General features: G+C 58.2%; 15 protein-coding genes. 6 read left to right on the top strand and 9 right to left on the bottom strand.

Annotated features, from left to right (window positions below):
• The first annotated feature begins 141 nt into the window (after positions 1-141).
• The 3 genes from trmB (at position 142) to tatA (ending at position 2742) form a co-directional block, all read left to right on the top strand.
• Positions 142-828, top strand: coding sequence for a tRNA (guanine(46)-N(7))-methyltransferase TrmB (trmB, locus tag ACMHYW_RS11460; RefSeq protein ID WP_414500025.1), 687 nt, complete (start codon positions 142-144; stop codon positions 826-828).
• Positions 829-961: 133 nt separating this feature from the next.
• A complete protein-coding gene (gene dacB, locus ACMHYW_RS11455) occupies positions 962-2410 on the top strand; it encodes a D-alanyl-D-alanine carboxypeptidase/D-alanyl-D-alanine-endopeptidase (protein ID WP_414500024.1) in 1449 nt (482 codons plus the stop codon).
• 113 nt (positions 2411-2523) lie between these two features.
• Positions 2524-2742, top strand: a complete 219-nt coding sequence (tatA, locus tag ACMHYW_RS11450) for a twin-arginine translocase TatA/TatE family subunit (RefSeq protein ID WP_414500023.1) — start codon at positions 2524-2526, stop codon at positions 2740-2742.
• Positions 2743-2814: 72 nt separating this feature from the next.
• Here the strand turns inward: tatA and ACMHYW_RS11445 are convergent, their stop codons facing one another.
• Both ACMHYW_RS11445 and ACMHYW_RS11440 read right to left on the bottom strand, forming a co-directional pair.
• The gene (locus tag ACMHYW_RS11445; protein WP_414500022.1) at positions 2815-3351 is read right to left on the bottom strand and encodes a DUF805 domain-containing protein; all 537 of its coding nucleotides are present in this window, start codon (positions 3349-3351) and stop codon (positions 2815-2817) included.
• Between the two features lie 190 nt (positions 3352-3541).
• On the bottom strand, positions 3542-4000 hold the full coding sequence (locus ACMHYW_RS11440; protein WP_414500021.1) for a DUF805 domain-containing protein: 459 nt from the start codon (positions 3998-4000) through the stop codon (positions 3542-3544).
• Positions 4001-5336: 1336 nt separating this feature from the next.
• On the opposite strand from ACMHYW_RS11440, the gene ACMHYW_RS11435 reads away from it, so the two are divergent.
• The gene (locus tag ACMHYW_RS11435; RefSeq protein ID WP_027706160.1) at positions 5337-5582 is read left to right on the top strand and encodes a DUF4282 domain-containing protein; all 246 of its coding nucleotides are present in this window, start codon (positions 5337-5339) and stop codon (positions 5580-5582) included.
• A gap of 153 nt (positions 5583-5735) precedes the next feature.
• Here the strand turns inward: ACMHYW_RS11435 and ACMHYW_RS11430 are convergent, their stop codons facing one another.
• From ACMHYW_RS11430 to ACMHYW_RS11405, 6 genes are all read right to left on the bottom strand, one after another.
• Positions 5736-7166 (bottom strand): YadA-like family protein, encoded by a 1431-nt coding sequence (locus ACMHYW_RS11430; RefSeq protein WP_414500020.1) that lies wholly within the window; start codon positions 7164-7166, stop codon positions 5736-5738.
• A 426-nt stretch (positions 7167-7592) separates the two neighbouring features.
• Complete coding sequence (locus tag ACMHYW_RS11425) at positions 7593-8573, bottom strand: glycoside hydrolase family 113 (protein WP_414500019.1); 981 nt, start codon at positions 8571-8573, stop codon at positions 7593-7595.
• The gene (locus tag ACMHYW_RS11420) at positions 8522-10051 is read right to left on the bottom strand and encodes a hypothetical protein (RefSeq protein ID WP_414500017.1); all 1530 of its coding nucleotides are present in this window, start codon (positions 10049-10051) and stop codon (positions 8522-8524) included. The genes ACMHYW_RS11425 and ACMHYW_RS11420 overlap by 52 nt, the downstream gene beginning before the upstream one ends.
• Positions 9981-11930: a glycosyltransferase family 2 protein gene (locus tag ACMHYW_RS11415; protein WP_414500016.1), complete on the bottom strand. Its 1950-nt coding sequence runs from the start codon at positions 11928-11930 to the stop codon at positions 9981-9983. The genes ACMHYW_RS11420 and ACMHYW_RS11415 overlap by 71 nt, the downstream gene beginning before the upstream one ends.
• A 10-nt stretch (positions 11931-11940) precedes the next feature.
• Complete coding sequence (locus tag ACMHYW_RS11410) at positions 11941-12777, bottom strand: hypothetical protein (protein ID WP_414500015.1); 837 nt, start codon at positions 12775-12777, stop codon at positions 11941-11943.
• A gap of 71 nt (positions 12778-12848) precedes the next feature.
• A complete protein-coding gene (locus ACMHYW_RS11405; protein WP_414500014.1) occupies positions 12849-14282 on the bottom strand; it encodes a mannose-1-phosphate guanylyltransferase/mannose-6-phosphate isomerase in 1434 nt (477 codons plus the stop codon).
• A 584-nt stretch (positions 14283-14866) separates the two neighbouring features.
• Between ACMHYW_RS11405 and argC the strand changes: the two genes are divergently transcribed.
• A complete protein-coding gene (gene argC / locus ACMHYW_RS11400; RefSeq protein ID WP_414500013.1) occupies positions 14867-15814 on the top strand; it encodes an N-acetyl-gamma-glutamyl-phosphate reductase in 948 nt (315 codons plus the stop codon).
• Between the two features lie 161 nt (positions 15815-15975).
• Positions 15976-16365 carry a diacylglycerol kinase gene (locus tag ACMHYW_RS11395; RefSeq protein ID WP_414500012.1) on the top strand — a complete coding sequence of 130 codons (390 nt, stop codon included), beginning with the start codon at positions 15976-15978 and terminating at the stop codon, positions 16363-16365.
• Positions 16366-16435: 70 nt separating this feature from the next.
• Here ACMHYW_RS11395 and ACMHYW_RS11390 read toward each other — a convergent pair whose 3' ends face one another.
• Positions 16436-17866: a PLP-dependent aminotransferase family protein gene (locus tag ACMHYW_RS11390; protein WP_414500011.1), complete on the bottom strand. Its 1431-nt coding sequence runs from the start codon at positions 17864-17866 to the stop codon at positions 16436-16438.
• Between the last annotated feature and the right edge of the window lie 267 nt (positions 17867-18133).

Below are 18133 nucleotides of genomic sequence, written 5' to 3'. Positions count from 1 at the left end.
GACCCGTCCTCTGCGCAGAGGTAGTGGCGGCATGATAACATCGCCTCCACAAGGCCGTCATGTCACCCGATGTAACCGCGGCGGGGTGATGGTCCCAAAAGCCCGCTCGGGCCAATGCATTCTGGACGAACCTTTTTCCCCATGTACGCCAACTCTCGCGCCATTACGACTCGGCAGCTTGCGCCGCACGAATCCCTTGAATCACGCCTGAAACGTATGATGGCAGCGCCTTGGCAGCGCCCCTATGCGCAGCACAGTATAGCGGCCTTTGCTGGTGCCGAACGCCTGCGCCAAGCATATCAGCCAGATTTCCCCAGTGGTCTCATTCTCGATTCCTGCTGTGGCGTAGGGTTGTCGACGCGTCAGCTGGCGCAGGCGTTCCCTTCTCATTTAGTGATCGGTGTCGATCGCAGTGCCGATCGCCTGTCGCGTGATCACGGCCCCCTGCCAGACAATGCGCTGCTGGTACGCGCTGACCTCTGCGATTTCTGGCGGCTGGCTCTGGAGGCGGGTTGGCAGCCGGAGCGCCACTATCTGCTCTATCCCAATCCGTATCCCAAGGCGGGACATCTGAAGCGACGCTGGCAGGGGCACCCGGTATTTCCGACCCTGATGGCGTTGGGGGGGCGGCTTGAGCTGCGTTCAAACTGGGATATCTACGTACAGGAATTCGCTCAAGCCATTGCTATCGTGACCGGGCAGCAAGCGCCGGCGGTTGAGCCGCATGATCCACAAGACCAGTTCCTGACGCCATTTGAGAAGAAATACCATGCCAGCGGGCAGACACTGTGGCGCTGTACGGCAGAGCTGCCCTATCGCGGTGCATGATGCACCCGCATCAAAAGGCCGCAGGCCATTTTCGAGCGTTATCGCAGATCTGAACTAGAGTGGCGGCCACGTCGTGACCTCTTTTCTTATGGCCGCATTACCGTTGACCGTAACGGATTACAAGGAATGTAGAATGAATCGTTTTCTCGGTAGAGGGCGAAGGGGCTGGCTAGGCATGCTGGCGGGTCTGGCAATGGCGGCAACGGCACAGGCCGATTCGTTCGATTCAGTGGCGTCGATGGCCGATCAGAAAGGCTGGAATGTCAGCGCCGAAGCGTGGCTGCTGGACGATTCGGCCCCGCTGGCCCAGCTTCAGCCCAGTGCAATGATGATTCCTGCGTCGGTATCCAAACTGTATGTCGCCACGACCATGCTGGATCATTTCGGGCCGCGCTATCGATTTTCGACTCAGTTGCTGGCGACGGGACCGGTCAACGATGGCGTGCTGCAGGGCAATCTTATTCTGGATGGCAGCGGCGATCCCGCACTGAGCACGCGCGATGGCTGGGCGTTGGTACAGTCATTGCAGGCATCGGGGGTACATCGGATTGCCGGGCAGGTGTTGGTGAGCGAGTGGCGCTATGGCGATGAACCTTGCCTGACCGTCGATCGCTGTCGGGCACGCGACAGTTCGAAAAATGCCTACGATGCGCGCTTGTCGGCGGCAGGGCTGGATTATGGAACATGGTGTGTGCAGATCACTCCGGCACAGGTAGGTGAACCGGCGCGCGTTAGCGCCTGTGATGGCATGCCGTTGCCGCCTTATGAAGGACAGATCGTCACCGTGAGTGGTGCAGACAAGAGCCGCTTCTCGGTGCAGCGTGTGACGCGTGCCGGTAAGGATATCCTGCAATTGTCGGGGCAGTTGGCGCAGGGCACCAGTGCGCAGCGTATCTACCGCGCCAGCAGCAGTCCCGCCGGACAGAGCCTAGTGACACTGCAGCAGTTGCTGGGGCAGTCTGGCATTCGGGTCGCGCAGGGGGGCCGCGTCACGCAGGCCATGCCGCCGCTTTCTGCGCAGCCGATCGCGCACGTCGAGAGCATGCCGCTGCAGGCTGAACTGATGGACATGCTGGCCTATTCCAACAATTTCATGGCAGATTCAATGACGATGGCGCTATCGCCGAGCTTTCCTGCCTCACTGGAAAAAGGCTGCGCGGTCATTCAGCAGCTGGTGGCTACAGTGCCGGATCACGGGCCTCTCGTGCTGCGCAGTGGTAGCGGTCTGACGCCGGAGAATCGCACTAGCGCTCATGGGTTGGTTGCTTTGCTGCGTGCGTTCTATCAGAAGCCTGCACTGTTCCCCGCATTGGTGGGTAGTATGAGCACGCCTAAAACGGGAACGACCTATTTCATTCAGCAAGCAAGTGAACCCTTTGCGTCGCATGCGGTCATCAAGACAGGGACGTTGGATTCGCCTGTGCCCGTTCGTGCGATCAGCGGTTACTTCCGCACCGCACAGGGACGCTGGGGCGCTTTTGCCGTTTTGCTGAACGGACGCTCTGCACAGACGGAATTGAATTGGTCGCTGGCGCTGCCCGCGATCACGGCAGACGTAAACAGAATGATTCAAGCGCACTGACGCACTGGAACACGGTGCGCCCGAGCAGAGTGGCCTCATCCTTGCAGAGGCCATGACAAGTACTTTGATGCCTGCCATGCTGGTGGGGATCACCACTTCTGGAGATGACGAACATGATGGGATTGAGTAGTCCGGGCCATTGGCTGATTCTGCTGCTGGTCATCCTGCTGGTCTTCGGTACCGGTAAGCTGCGCAATCTGGGCAGTGACCTTGGCAATGCCGTTAAAGGCTTCAAGAAAGCCGTCAACGACGACGATGACAAGCCTGCCTCGACCGAAAGCAAACGCATCGACACGCCTCACGATGCTGATGATGTGAACCGCAGTAAGTAAATCGCTGCCGCTACAACAGGCCGCCATGCGAATCGCCAGCACGCCTTTTCCTTGGAACTTTGGTTTCTAGGATCAGGGCGTGCTGGCGTTGTCGTCTTTGGGGGAAGCGCCTGCTTCACGAGGGGCGGGGCCGAATCGGTTGGTGCCTTTTGTGCCGGGCAGGCAGAGAACCCCGATGAGCATGATGAACAGCAGTGGCCAGACGACGAAGATAACGAGAAGGGGGAGCACGCAGAACGGTTCATCGATCATTTCGGGATCTTCGTCATAGGGCACCGGAAACATGAAATTTTCTAGGTAGCACGACCCGATAAATAACAATAGGGGGACTACGATCCATAGCAGCAGCCACCATGCGCGCAGATTGATGTCATGGGCGCGCCGTACGGTAATGCTGAGCGACGGCATCAGCAGAAAGCACATATAAGCACTGTAGGCGTGGCACCACGGCGATGCTGATGATACCCAGCTGTCCAACGCATATAGTGTTACTAAGGTGACGATGACGAATGACCAGAACTCTCTGTACCCCGCACGGCCGCTGAACACGGCATATTTGACCAAGGCCTGTGCGTACCAGCGAAAGAGGGTGATCGGGAGTGTCGCCATGCCTGCACGTGTGGGACGACAGATGGGGCAGTGCCGAAGCAGTAGCTGAAGGCGTGATGAGCAGTGTGGGCAGTGGGTCATGGTTGGATGGAAATGGATGGTCGGTGGGCAATTATCAAGGATGGAATGCACAGCAGGGCGGCCCGTTTCCGAGGCCGCCCTGCATGCTATGACCGGTTGCTACAGGCGATTATTTCAGCGGCTGTTTGGGGTCATTGCCGAAGCGGTTGGCACCACGCGTACCTTCCATGCAAGCGAACACGAGGTTGACGATCGGCAGAAGGATCCACCAGCCGCTGCGATCACTATCGTGCATGCGGCGAACGGCTGCTGCGATGCTGGGGATCAGCACGGCCAAGCTGTACAGGTTGCTGAGGATGGAGTGGCCGTTGATCAGTGCGTCGACGATGCCGACACCGAAGCTGGCGATGGTGTTGGCCAGAACGAACATCCAGTATTCCTTGCGGCGTGCACGACCGCTGAATACGGCGTATTTGGAGAATACGGTTTTGTACCAGAAGAATGGGTTGTTGCTAGACGTGTCTTCTGTGCGGGCGCTGGGAGCGCCGCAGGACGGGCATGCAGCAGCAGAAACGTGCATTTGAGTGCCGCACTGGGAACAGTGGATCATGTTTGTATTGACGGTCATGTTGAAGCCCCTAGGGTGATGTCTTCAAGCGCTGTCTAGGCTTGAGCATTTAAGTGCCGGATGGCGTAGAACACGTGTGTTGGGTACGACGGTTATAAGAGTTTTGCTATTAATATTATCGGGCCGAGATGAAGTGAAATCAGCACTAATGTTGCAATGTTGAGTTCTCGGCCTTGTTCCTTGGTACAGATGTTATATATGGCCGGTACGGCACTCAGAAGGAACAGAAGAATATATAGCGAAAGTGACACTACGAACTGCGTCGTGGTGCCAGTGAAAAGCGTAATGAAACTGGCAATGCAGGCTGGTATCAGGCAGATGCTCAGCAGGAAGCAGACCAGGCTCATGCTGAACCCTTTTTCTCTCGGTAGAGCGATATTGCGTAGCGCGCCACAGCGCGGGCAGGCTGTGGCTGTCTCGTGAATCTGGTGGCCACAGCTTTCGCAGTAGATCATGCTGGTCTTCCCCTGCTTGAATAGTGTGCTAATTCGTTCAAGTGCCATATTTAACGCAGACAGTGTGCGTACAATAGGCGTAAATGTCTTATTGGTTTTAGTGCGCTTTGTTTGAAATGGGTATCGATAGCGAGCGCAGGATCGTTAGTCTGCGTTATTCTTCACGCCAAAGCCCTATTACGATCGCGCGCTAGTGTCGCATAGTGATGCGAGGAAGGCAAAGCAGAAATTCGATACCTATATATTCATACATAATAGTGCAGAGCAAATTCACTGGCGTCCTTATTTGCTGTCCTTTTTGAACTCGCAGGCGTATTGGATCGTCCTTATCCACTCACAAAAGATAACGGCGGGAAATAAGCGATAAACATCATTTTTTCTATATTGAAACATGGTGGCTCTGATTGAAGAGCGCCTTTTATTATCATGAGCTCACGTGCATCTTTTCGTTTGTTCGCTCGTTTGTGCATTCGCTGCGGCGACAGCCCTGACAAGGGGGGGCAAAAAGAGGCCACCCCCTTTTGTTTCTGATGTTGAAGAAACGGTGCGTTAAAGGAAGGCAATGCAGCAAAGGCGATATACCGAGGCGTGGTCATGCCGTCGGGCAGGCAACAATGGGCGCAGGGTAGATAGGGCTAACCACTGTCTACCGCATTACGGCGGCACGGTTGGGTGGCGCGGTGTGCTTTTGCAGGGTTGCTTCTATAGTGAGATAGAGCCTACCCCCGAATGGAACTCGGTGAGTCGCTCCGTACCACCGGTGCTGTGAGTAGGCCGTTCTTTGGGGATCGCCGAGGACGTCATTATGGGCATGAATTTGCAGGCTCGTGTCGATGCCGTCGAGCGTTTACCCTTCGCTTTCCAATAGAGGCACTGCAATCATGATTGATCCGAAACAACTGCTGTCCTTCGAGACGATGGTTACGCCCAAGCTCATCACGATCCTGTACTGGGTCATGCTGGTGATCATTGTGATCGCGGGCATCAGGAGCATCGTGTTCGTCGGCATTATTCCGGGCATCATCTCTATGGTCGTCATGGCCGTGGTGGTGCGTATCCTGTTTGAGCTGACCATGCTGGCGTTCAAGAACAACGAATATCTGAAAAAGATTGCTGAACGACAGTAAATCATGACGCAGCGTACGCGAGGTGTTGGTGCGCTGCGGTACTTCTGTCGAGAGGCAGGGCCTTGGGCATACTATTTGGCAGCAGCTAATTTTGAGATGCTCCGCACGATAAAAGCGTGTTCTTGAAACCCTTTGCACGCAACATGCTACTCGCTACCAGCCGTAGCTGAAACCTGCGCCGACCACCGGGGCGGTGCTATTCGAGGTAGCGACGCCGAGGCTGAACACGTTGTTGCTGGAAGGTTGGTAGTGCATGCCGATCGCTACGGCCGTACTGTTCTTGAAGTTGCCCATGCCGACTCCTACATCAAACGTTTTCCCAGCAAGCGTCGGAACGGCGCTTAATGCAGTAATGCTGGCGATGCCCGCGCGTTCCTCGTTGCGGACATCGCTGATCTCGCTGCGCAGCTCGGCCACCTTCTGATCGGTATATTGTCTGGATCGGTCGATGGCGCGATGGGTGCGTTCGATGGAGGCCTGGTCAACGCGGTTGATGCTATCGTTCAACCCGTCAATGCGCTGGCGTTCTGTGGCTTTGCTCTGATAGGTGTCGCCATTGAGGGTGATGGCCTTGTCGACGGTATTGCCGATGCGCAGAATGTCCTGTCGGTTGGTTTCGACTTGGCGGCGAGTGGTGGCCTGCGTCTGCACCAGGCTGTTGGTTTGATTCTCCGTTGCTGTGGTTCGTGCTTCTAGCGTGGTGGCGCGACCTTCAAGTTGCCCAGTGCGTGCTTCGGTTTGGGCGGCCTGCGCTTGCACGGCTGAGGCCTGATCTTCGAGACTTGTGGTGCGTGTCTCTACGGCTGTTGTTCGGCTTTCGAGCTGCCCAGTGCGTGTTTCGGTCTGGGCGACCTGTGCTTGCACGGCTGAAGTCTGATCTTCGAGACTTGCTGTGCGTGTCTCTACGGCTGTTGTTCGGCTTTCGAGCTGCCCAGTGCGTGTTTCGGTCTGGGCGGCCTGCGCTTGCACGGCTGAAGTCTGATCTTCGAGACTTGCTGTGCGTGTTTCTATGGCTGTTGTTCGGCTTTCGAGCTGCCCAGTGCGTGCTTCGGTCTGGGCGGCCTGCGCTTGCACGGCTGAAGTCTGATCTTCGAGACTTGCTGTGTGTGTTTCTATGGCTGTTGTGCGGTCTTCAATCTGGGTGACGCTTCCTGTGAGAGCTGTCACCTGCTGGGTCACGTTGCTGATGCTGCCATTGATGTTGCTTAGAGCATCGTTGCTGGCCTTAGTCTCCAATTCGGTCTTTAGGTTATCTATTCTGATATTGGCATCAACAAGGCCTTGAGCATTATTGCTTATCTGGCTGTCATGGCTGCTTAATGTGGTGCCTTGAGCGTCCTGAGTGGCGCTCAATTTAAGTATGGTGTTATTGGTAGTGTCAGTTTTATTATCGAGGCCATTGATACGGTCATGGGCTCGGTTGGTAGAACCATCTATCCATACTATCTTGTCACTCTCGGCCTTCTGTTCTTCCTTGAGGCTGTTCATTCCCTGTTCGATCGTGCTGATGCGGGTTTCGTGCTGGTCAAGCCGTGTACTGATATCGGTATCTTCGGCCACGGCTAGGAGGGGAAGGTCTGTCACAATAAATATAATTAAAATGGCAAAGTATTTTTTCATCGCCTGAATGACCCGTACGCTCCAGTACTATTCTTAGTATGCCGCTCTCTTTTATGGGAATAGTACTACTGCCTTATAGGCTACCACTCTGACTATTATCCTGTATTTACACCCGCTGTTTTTCATTTATGTAGGATATTTGGAATAAATAATACTTAGTCTTTTAGTAAGTTATAAGTGTATTTTGGATAAAAGTTACTTTTTGATAAGGGTTGGAGAAGACGCGATCGTTTCTCATCGGCGGTGGTGTTCGGTCTCTTGCAGTGTGCTGTTGATGAGGAGAGGGGAATGCGTGTGCGTACGGTATACAGCGGTGATTCAGAGGGGCGGAACCTTCACTGGTTCCGCCCCTCTGGTTCTATCATCGGGTATTTCGTGGCGGGAAGGTCATCAGGGTGAGGAGGCCTTGAACAGGCGTTCGGCATCCTTGCCCTGAACAGTAAAATCGGAGTCCTGTTCGCCGCCGACGTTCGGGTCGGTGTACCAGCACCAGATCGCCATGCCGTCGATGCCGTGTGCCGCGAGGGTGTCCTGCCACTGACGCAGTACGTCAAATTGCAGGTGTTCGGCGACGTGGCCGCTGCACTGTTCGGGACTTTCCCACGGTTTGGACAGACTGGTGGTGCAGGAGCGCAGGCCGATCTCGGCGGCCCACACCGGACGCTGCTGGCGCTGTCCCAGTGCCGCCAGTCGTTGTGCGGCATTATCCATCGTGGTCTGGCGCTGCTGGCGATCTTCCGGCAGAGAGGGGTAGAGGCTGGTGCCGATGATGTCGAAGGAAGACCACCACGGAAACGCTTCCGCTTGGGCCAAACTGTCGGTCACATACGCCAGCTTGCCACTGTAGTGTTGGCGGGCGAGAGTCGCCAGAGCGGGCCAGTGGGCGCTGTGCTCAAGCTGGCGCAGCTCGGTGCCCAGCACCACAGCCGAAGCGTGTTCCTGCTCTGCAACGTCCAATAGCGGTATCAGCGCGGCCTGATAAGCGGTGAACCATTGGTCGATATCAGTGGGTTTTGCGTCACCCGCCCAGTGGTTCGGTATCCAGACATGCACCTTGAGAATAGGTGATAGGCCTGCCTGCCTCATCTGACGCAGCCCGGCGCGTACCCGCTCGGGATCGCTATCGCTGCCCAATGCGGGGGCATTGCTTGAGACATCGGGTTGCCATGCGAATGCTACCAGCAGGGCCTGCTCGGCCCCAGCCTTCGCCAGCTGCTGCAGTGACTGCATGGCCGCATCGCTGCCCCAAGGCACGGCCGGGGAAGTTTTGACGTTGGCCCCTGTCCACATGGCCGCTGCGCTGGCGCACCAGCACAGCGTCAGTGCGGCTGCGGTGGCGCGGACGGCTCGCTGGACGCGTCTCTTTCCCATATGCGGTAGCTTCCCTGTTCGTGAACGAAGTGGTAGCCCGGATGCCCCGTCGACCACAGCGATGGATAGCGGCGAGTCAAGCGGTCTGGGCGGCCGCGCGTTACGTACGGGTCGATGACAACGATGCGTTCAGCTGTCAGCTTCGGCGAGATCAAGGCCTGGAATGCGTCGTCGGCCGGCGTGATGGGCTGGGCGGCGTCCTGACAGTTGGCGATCATCGGGTAGGCATGCACGTCGTCGACAACCGTCGGTTTCGGATGCTCGGTCAGCCAATGGCACAGCTGCGTCTCATCGCGGAACATTTCGGTCGGACGCCCCATCAGCGTATCGCGCCATTCTTCTACGACCACAGAGGTGGATTGGCGTTCGATGATCAGCCATCCGCCGGGCAGTCCTACCATCAGCAGAATCACGGCCAGCCAGCGCGGACGCACGCTGCGAAGTGACACCAGCAGTGGTGCCAGCAGCAGCGCGATGAACTCGATCGGCAGGGTTTGGCCGTGTAGCCAGTTGTCGATCAGTGCGGTGCCCACGATGACGATCAGCAGTACGGCAAGCGCACGCCGGATAATGGATGAGCGGATGGTGGGAATCATCAGGAGCGTTGGGAACGCGATCAGCCCGCCAACGATGACGTACAGCGGGTCGTACCACCACCATGACGAGAGCGCGCTTGGCGTCAGATCGGTTACCGACTGGCGGATATCCTGCAGCAGCGAGGTCGATATTCGGAACGGCGCCAGCAGGTCGCCCGTATACAGCCAGTTGACGTAGCACCAGCACAGCACCAGAAAGACGACCGGTACATAGCAGATCAGGTGGAACGCGACCGGTGAGCGCTTGATGATCTCACGCGGTGCTACCAGCAACAGTGCAGGTACCAGGATCAGCAAAAACAGCCCCGCATGGGCGTTGGTCAGGAACATCACGAACAGCACCGCGCCGATGCGCAGCAGCGTATGCACGTCCGGTTCGTCCTCCAAACGCTGCATGGAGCGGCACAGGGCGTACAGCATCAGCAGTTCCAGTGCCAGATAGCCCGACGTGGCGATCCACAGAAAGATCGGCTGGATCAGCACTAGTCCGACCATCAGCAGCGCCATCCAGCGCCCCTGTCCACGGGCGATGTCCTGCCAAGCAGCGCTGAGCAGCACGACGCAGCACAGGATTTGCAGCAGATACGGTGCGAAGACTGGCGCAACGCCCGGTATCCACGACAGCAGTAGCCCCAGTGCCGTCGGCACGGGGGGGTAGATCAGTACCAGATAGGCGCCGAGGTTGTGTGTCGACGTGGCGACGCGCTGCCAGTTGTACTGCGTCAGCGCCGGGCCGCTGATATAGCCGTGCCCCATCAGCCAATAGGTCAGCCAGATCAGCAGTCCGGTCAGCAGTAGGGCAGCGGCGAACTCAGGGCGTACGAGGCGTCTGGTTATCCAGCGCGGCTTCGCGTTCGATTTCTGTCTGTTTGCTAATGCCATGAGTGGTCTTTTCCCAGTAGAACGGTTTGCTGATCAACTGCCACAGCCCCTTGAATGCCGCGATGGTCTGCAACAGCCAATAGGCGGGTACGGTGAGCGCATACGGGGCCAAGCGGTAGTAGCGACGCTTGAAGGATGCCAGCAACGTGAGATAGATGAAGAAGCCGTTACCAATCAAGAGGGTGAACAAGTTCGTATACATCACGAACGGCGGAAACAGGTCGTCGAACATCGTCGTGCGCGTGCACAGCCATACCACGTAGGGGATTAGGGTGAACGGCACCAGCAGCGGTGTTAGCACCGTACCGCCGACGAAAAACTGGAAGCCCCAGAACCCCGGGCCGCCCGTCATCCGATAGAACTTGATGGGGTTGCGCATGTGCACCAAGTAGGTCTGCATGTACCCCTTCAGCCAGCGTGACCGTTGACGTATCCAGTTGGTGACGCTGACGTTGGCCTCTTCGAACGTCGTCGAGTTCACAACCCCGACGCGCCAGTCCAGCTGGGTCAGGCGTACCCCCAGATCGGCATCTTCCGTGACGTTGTACGGGTCCCATGCCTGCACTTCGCGCAGCACGTCGATCAAGAAGTGGTTTGATGTGCCACCGAGAGGAATCGGAATGCGCAGGTGCTCAAGCGCAGGCAAGTAGAAGTCGAACCACAGCGTGTATTCGAGCGTGAACATCCGCGTCAGCCAGTTCTCATCTGCGTTGTAATAGTTCAGGCGCGCCTGAATGCAGGCCACGTTGTTGGGTGACTTGCGGAAGGCTGCGATCACGCGCTTGAGCTGATCTGGCTCCGGTTTGTCCTCAGCATCGTAGATGGTCAGCAGTTCGCCGCGGGCGAACTGCAGCGCATAGTTGCAGGCCTTGGGCTTGGTGCGCGGCATGGAGGGCGGCACACGGATGATCTCGAAGGTCGATTCCAACCCCATCTGCTTGGCCGCGTCGATCGTGTCGGTATCGTCGGCTTCCAGCACTAGCTTGATGTCGAGCCGTGACTGCGGGTAGTCAAGGTTACGCAGGGCGTTGACCAAGATCGGCAGTACTTCTGGTTCCTTATACATCGGCACCAGAATGGTATAGATCGGCAGCTCCTTATCGCTCAGCGCCGCTACGTCTTCATCGGTGACCTTAACGTCGATGCGGTGGCGCGAGCCTTGCCATGCCAGCAGGAACTTCAGCCCGAAGCTGATCAGGAAGATCAGGCTCATCAAAATGCCGAGAATCATCAGCGTCTTCGACGGCGCAATCACCATGCCGATGATGATGACCAGCACCATCAAACACAGCGCAACGATCTGGCCCTTGGTGATGACCGTTCGTGCTGACTGCTCGGGTTTCAGGTTGGCCAGGGCACCTAGCGCATGATCGGTGAGCTGTTCGTCACCGATCTCCTGTAGCGTCCAGATAATGTCGAACTTGCCAGTGCCAACGAACAGCACGTTGTCGCCGTAGTGGTCATGTACCCAGTCCAGCGCGTCTTGGTCGGGATCGGCGACGGCCAGTACGAGCGCATCACCCTGCCTGCGCCACGGCAGCACCAGATGGCGCAGATAGTCCTGTATGTGCTCCGCTTCGAACAGTGTCTCGTCAGGGTGGTGCTCCATCAGATTGACGAAGTTCAGCTCGTAGTGGTGGGCCAGTTCCGTATAGAACTGCAAGGCGCTCATCAGCCGAGACGCCAGGATGACGTCGCCGAGACGCGAGTGCCACTTTTGCTGGCGTGCCAGTACGTCCTGCAGCTGTTCCTGTGTCAGCAGGTTGGCATCAATCAGGTAATCGCCCAGCCGACGACGCTGGCGCGTCAGATCCAGCGGATGTCCCGTCAGTGCGTCGGCAGGGGCCGCCTGAGGCGGCGGCGTATGTTCGATCGTCATGTCAGTGCTCTTAGAAATGCCACCAGAAACCGACGAACGGTGCGCCACCTGCGCCGGTATTGCGGCCAGCGGCGTAGTATTCGTAGCCCAGCTGGAGGCGCGTCGAGTCGCTTATCTGACGCACGAAGGACAGGCGCAGCTTGGTCTGGTTGTAGTTGTAGGGGTCGAGGCTGGGGTTGTCACCATTGTCGTGACCGTTGCGCAGCCCGGTGATCTGGTTGATCTCACCGATCATCAGCCATTTCGGCGTCAGGTACAGTCCCGACGCGATGTCGACGCGCCATTCATCGGCAGGTCCGCCCGTGCGCAGACGCAGTGCGGTGCCAAGGTCGATATAGCCCGGTCGATCAAACAGGCTGATCGGGCGACCGATGCTGTAACGGAACTCGTTGCCGATCCCACCCATACCGACATCGGGCTGGCTGCCATCCTTGTGGCGGCTATAAAAGGGCAGCACCAGCAGCCACTGCGCGGCGCCTACCCACGGCGCATCCAGTCCGGCAAAGGTCGGGGGCAAGTTATAACGGATCCCCATTTCCTGATCGCCGAACGCGGTCGTACTGCGGTGACCGTAATCGGCGTCGTTGCTGTAGCTGGCTTGCTTCAGGTAGAAGTTGCCGATCAGCGTGACGTCCGGCGTCAGGCCGTATTCCACATAGGGATTAAGCTGCTTGAGGCTGCTCTTGCCGTTGTCGCCGTAGGCTTCGCGCGATGAGTGGCGGTTGTAGGTGGTATGGCTGCTCCACTGCAAGTACTGAACGATCACCTCGCCCTTGCCCTGCGGCTGCACCCATGCCGCGGCCTGTGCCTCGAATGACGAGGAAAGCCCTGCTGTTAGCAGGGCCATGCTACACAGTGCCGATGGTACGGAAGCGGCTTTGCGTAGCCTATCCCGCGTTGATTGCGTAAAAGCGCGCATTAGCGTGACGTCCGTCCGTAGTGGTCTTCGAAGCGCACGATGTCGTCTTCGCCGATATAGGCGCCAGAGCTGACTTCGATCAGTTCAAGCGGAATCTTGCCCGGGTTTTCCAGACGGTGGGTCTGGCCCAGCGGGATATAGATGGATTCGTTCTCGCTCAACAGATGGCTTTCGTTTTCAAGCACCACGCGTGCTGTTCCCGTGACCACTATCCAGTGCTCGGCACGGTGATGGTGCATCTGCAGTGACAGCTGTGCGCCCGGTTTCACGGTAATGCGTTTGACCAGATAGCGTTTGCCTTCGTCGATGGAGGCGTACTTGCCCCACGGACGGAACACTTCCAGCTGGGTCTCCTGCTCGCGACGGCCGGTGCGTTCCAGCTCGGCGACGACCTTGCGCACATCCTGAGCGTGATGGCGATCAGCGATCAGTACGGCATCTTTGGTCTGCACGACGATCAGGTCTTTCACGCCCAGCGTGGCGACCAGCGCGGATTCCGAACGAATGTAGCTGTCATGTGTATCGAAGCTGATGACATCGCCGTGCGTGGCGTTGCCATTGGCATCGTGAGGCTTGATGTCCCACAACGAATCCCATGAACCAACATCGCTCCAGCCTGCGTCCATTGCCACCACGGCCGCATCGCTAGTCTGCTCCATCACGGCATAGTCGATGGATTCGGCGGGACACTGTTTGAAGGCATCGCTGTCAACGCGCTCGAAATCCTCACCTTGGGTCAGGCTCTGCATGGCCGTTTCACAGGCTTCGTAGATGTCCGGACGGTGCGTTTGCAGTGCTTCCAGATAGCGGCGAGCGCGGAACAAGAACATACCGCTGTTCCAGTAGTAGTCGCCGCTGCTGACGTAGGCTTCGGCATCTGCGCTATCGGGTTTTTCGACGAAGCGATCGACGTCGAACGCGTCCGGCTCGCTCAGCGGCTTGCCGCGGCGAATGTAGCCATAGCCGGTTTCCGGGCGTTCAGGCACGGTTCCGAATGTCACCAGGCGTCCCGCTTCTGCCAGTGGAATGGCGTGTTGGACGCTGCGCTGGAAAGCGGCGGTATCACGGATCACATGGTCGGCTGCCAGCACCAGCAGCAGAGGGTCACCCTCCGGTTCGCGGCGCAGGGCATCGAAGGCGGCCAGCGCGATCGACGGTGCCGTATTGCGCCGGGCAGGTTCGAGCAAAATGTCATAGGCCTGCGACGGCAACTGCAGCAGCTGATCGGCGACGATGAAACGGTATTGTTCGTTACAGACGATGATCGGGGCCTTGTGCTGCAGCCCATCGAGGCGGCGTACGGCGTCTTGTAGCATGGTGTACTGCCCATCGAGGCACAGGAACTGCTTCGGGTGCTGCGCGCGCGACAGTGGCCACAGGCGGCTGCCCGTGCCCCCGGCCAGAATGATGGGGTAGAGAGAAGTGGTCGTCATGGCAAATCTCCTGTTGTACTGGACAAACTGTCGGCGACTGCGCCGTGGGCCAGTGATACCGAGCAGTGGCCCATCGCAGCCGAGATGGCAGCTGTGGACAGTACATTGATACGCATCCGTGCCGGCTCACGCGTATGAACGATGTAACGGAAACGTTCGATGAAGAGGCGTGGTGCCAACGTTCATGTGTGAGCCTTTACTTATCGCATTGGGTGGCCGATGCATGCATCGCGCCATAGAGGCGGTAATATGCAAATAAATGGGGGTGTTTGTTGTCTTGCGTGATGGGTATTGTCTACAAGATAGTTTAAACCGTAATCAATTAACAAATAAAAACCCTATAGTTAACATTTCGTTAACGGCGCTGGCACACGGTAAGTCGGTCATTTTTTTCAACGTTATCGGGGCATCACGTGCAGAAGAAGGGGCTGACGATCTTTACGGTGCTGAGAACGCAGGGTGACGTTGTTGAACCCCTTTCCATCATCAGGACTGGATGGCATGATCAGAAGAGGTCGCGCACGGCCGAACTGCCGCGCGCGTACGAGCTGAACCTTACGCATACGCACATAAGGAACGATCGAATGACACTCAAGGTGTTCGTTGATGGGCAGGCAGGCACGACAGGCCTGCGGCTGCATGATTATCTCTCGGCGCGTGACGACGTCACTCTGCTGCAGATTGATGAAGCGCAGCGCAAGAATGCCGATGAACGACGACGCCTGTTGAACGAAGCCGACGTTGCCTTCCTGTGCCTGCCTGATGTCGCCTCACGCGAAGCGGCCGCGCTGACCGAGATGGACACCTGCCTGATTGACGCCAGCACGGCCTTCCGTACTCACGATGACTGGGTCTACGGTCTGCCTGAACTGGCTGACAGCCAGCGTGACCGCCTGAAAACCACCCAGCGCATCGCGGTGCCGGGCTGCCATGCCTCTGCCTTCATTCTGCTGACGCGCCCGCTGCGCGATGCGGGGCTGATTCCCGACAGCTACCCCCTGTCGGCCACGTCGCTGACCGGTTACAGCGGTGGTGGCAAGCAGATGATCGCCGACTATGAAGCCTCTCCGCGCGATCCGCGACTCGACAGTCCGCGTCCGTATGCGTTGGGGTTGGCCCACAAGCATTTGCCCGAAATGCGTTATCACGGTCGCTTGGCGCATGCGCCAATCTTCCAGCCTATTGTCGGGCCGTTTTTGAAAGGGCTGACGGTCTCGATTCCGTTGGCGCTTGAAACGTTAGGTGTGACACGCCAACAGCTTCACGATGCGCTGAGTGCCCGCTATGCGAATGAAGCGTTTGTTCGTGTGATGCCGCTGAACGACGATAGCGTGCTTGATAACGGTAGCTTCGACGTGCAGGCCTGCAACGGCACCAACCGCGTCGATCTGTTCGTGCTGGGCAACGATGAGCGAGCCGTACTGATGGCGCGCCTCGACAACCTTGGTAAAGGTGCGGCCGGTGCCGCGATCCAATGCATGAACGTGCGCTTCGGACTGCCGGAGGATAAAGGGCTGGCGGTTTATGCCTGATGGCCGATATGCTGTCCGTAGCGTAAGCGAGCATTCATTATCTTGCGGCTGACCACAGGAATGAGGGCATCGTAAACGCCCCTTCGGTCGCTGCGTCTCTTCTGTCTTTTCTCTCTGCCGTGACCTTAGTGTCACGGCCTCGATTGTCTGGAAGTGTTGTCATGAAACCAGGGCATACTGGCCTGACCCGTCTGATGCATTCCTTTGGCTATTCCTGGCAGGGGTTCCGTGCCGCTTGGCGTCACGAAGCGGCCTTCCGACAGGAAGTCGTGCTAGCGGTGATCCTGTTCCCGGCGACGTTCTGGCTAGCGAACTCGCTGGCCACGTGGCTGATGCTGATCGGCACGGCACTGCTGGTCATGCTGGTGGAGCTGCTTAATTCCGCAATCGAGGCCGTTGTGGACCGCATCGGTGCCGAGCGACACCCACTGGCTGGACGCGCTAAGGATCTGGCTTCCGCCGCCGTATTGCTGGCATCGCTGATTGCCGGGGTGACGTGGGTAGGCATGTTGTTCGCGCGCCTAGGCTGGGTGCCGTGGCAGTGGGGATGACAGGACGCGCAGATGTTGAACGGGTCGCCTTCGGGCGGCCCGTTGTCGTTTCAGGAGAGGGACATGGACATTAACCGTGTCGGTCTGCCTGTGCCATCGCCTTCTCCAGTACTTGCATAACGCGTGGGTGAGTGGACTGTGCGACGTTGAAGCGCAGATAGCCATCGGCCTGCTGCGACAGGCTAAACGCATTGCCCGGCGCCATCACCACACCTTCTTCGAGTGCTAACTGCGCAATCTGCTGTGCACTGAGTCCTTCGGGCAGTCTGGCCCACACGAACATGCCGGCACGGGGCTGCGTCCACAGCGTTAGCCCTGTGGCCTCAAGGCGGGTGGTCGTCAGGTGCATGGCATCAGCCAGACGTGCCCGCACGCCCTCCATATGACGCCGATAGGCCCCACTCGACAGCAGTTTCAGCAGCAGTTCGGCGGAGAAGTGGCCGGCTTCGAATGCCGTTGCCAGCTTCATGTCGACCAGTCCATCAATCCAGTCCGGCCGTGCGGCGATATAGCCACAGCGTACCGATGCGGACAGTGATTTCGAGAAGCTGCCGGTATGGATGACGCGGCGCAGTCCGTCCAGTGCGGCCATGCGCGGCGAGGGCTGCTGTTCGAAATCTGCAAAGACGTCATCCTCGACAATCGTCATGTCGTACTGATCGGCGATCTGCAGAATGCGGTGCGCTGTCGCGGGGCTGATCGTGGCCCCAGTCGGGTTGTGCAGTGCGGCATTGGTCAGGTACAGACGCGGACGATGCTGTTCGACCTGCTGAGCGAAGGTGGTCAAATCAGGGCCGGTCGGGGTGAACGGGACGCTGACGACCTGCACGCGGTGCGCGCGCAGCATGGCGTGGAAGTTGAAGAAGCAGGGGTCATCGACCAGTACGGTATCGCCTCGATCAAGCAGGAAGCGGCAGATCAGATCGAGTGCCTGCGTGCCGGACTCGGTCAGCACCAAACAGGCCGGGTCGGTCAGAATGCCCCGTTCACTCATGCGCAGTGCCAGTAGCTGGCGCAGTTCGGGAGACCCCTGCGGCGTTCCGTAGGCTGTCAGCGGGGCAACGGGCTGGCGCGACAGCGCACGCAGCGCCTTGCGGATGTCGTTTTCCGGCATCCACGTGGCGGGCAACCAGCCACAGCCGGGGTTGAGGGTGTTTTCGTCGGCATCCAGCGATTGGCGCATCACCCACAGTGGGTCGACCTCGCGGGCGGGCGCTGACGGACGCGCCGACAGCGAGAACGGGGGCAGTGGTTGACGCACATAAAAGCCTGCCCCCGGGCGCGATTGAATCAGCCCTTCGGCAACCAAGCGATCGTAGGCATCGACAACCGTCGATTTGGAGACCTGGATCAGTTGCGCCATTGAGCGGATGGAGGGCAAGCGGGCACCGACGCTCAGCGTCCGATGCTGGATGCGTTCGCGCACGTGCTGCATGACGTGCTCGACGCGGGAACAGGACGGTGTACCGTCGTCAGCGGCGGGGGTATCCGAAGCGCTCATAGGGTTCCTCGCGGAATACGTGTCTGCTGAGCCGCGACGCCATCGGGCAGCACCTGTCAGCAGAACGTCATCATCGTCATGACAAGAGCGGCCCAGCAGGCATGAGGTGCGGCCACTGTACTGCTTCCTTCACCATGACAGTTTGTTGAAATTGTACTGCTACTGTACCTGTGCCCCTGCCGAGTGACCAGTGAAGATGGAACGCATGCGGCGTGCCACGTCGCCCCAGACAACCGTTTCCTTCCTATTCCTCTTTATGGAGTGATC

Origin of the sequence: Zymobacter sp. IVIA_12111.31 C1 (genome assembly GCF_047495495.1) — a bacterium.
GTDB lineage: Bacteria > Pseudomonadota > Gammaproteobacteria > Pseudomonadales > Halomonadaceae > Zymobacter.
Note: the sequence above shows the minus strand (reverse complement) of the source record. Positions and strands in the feature narration are given on the sequence as shown.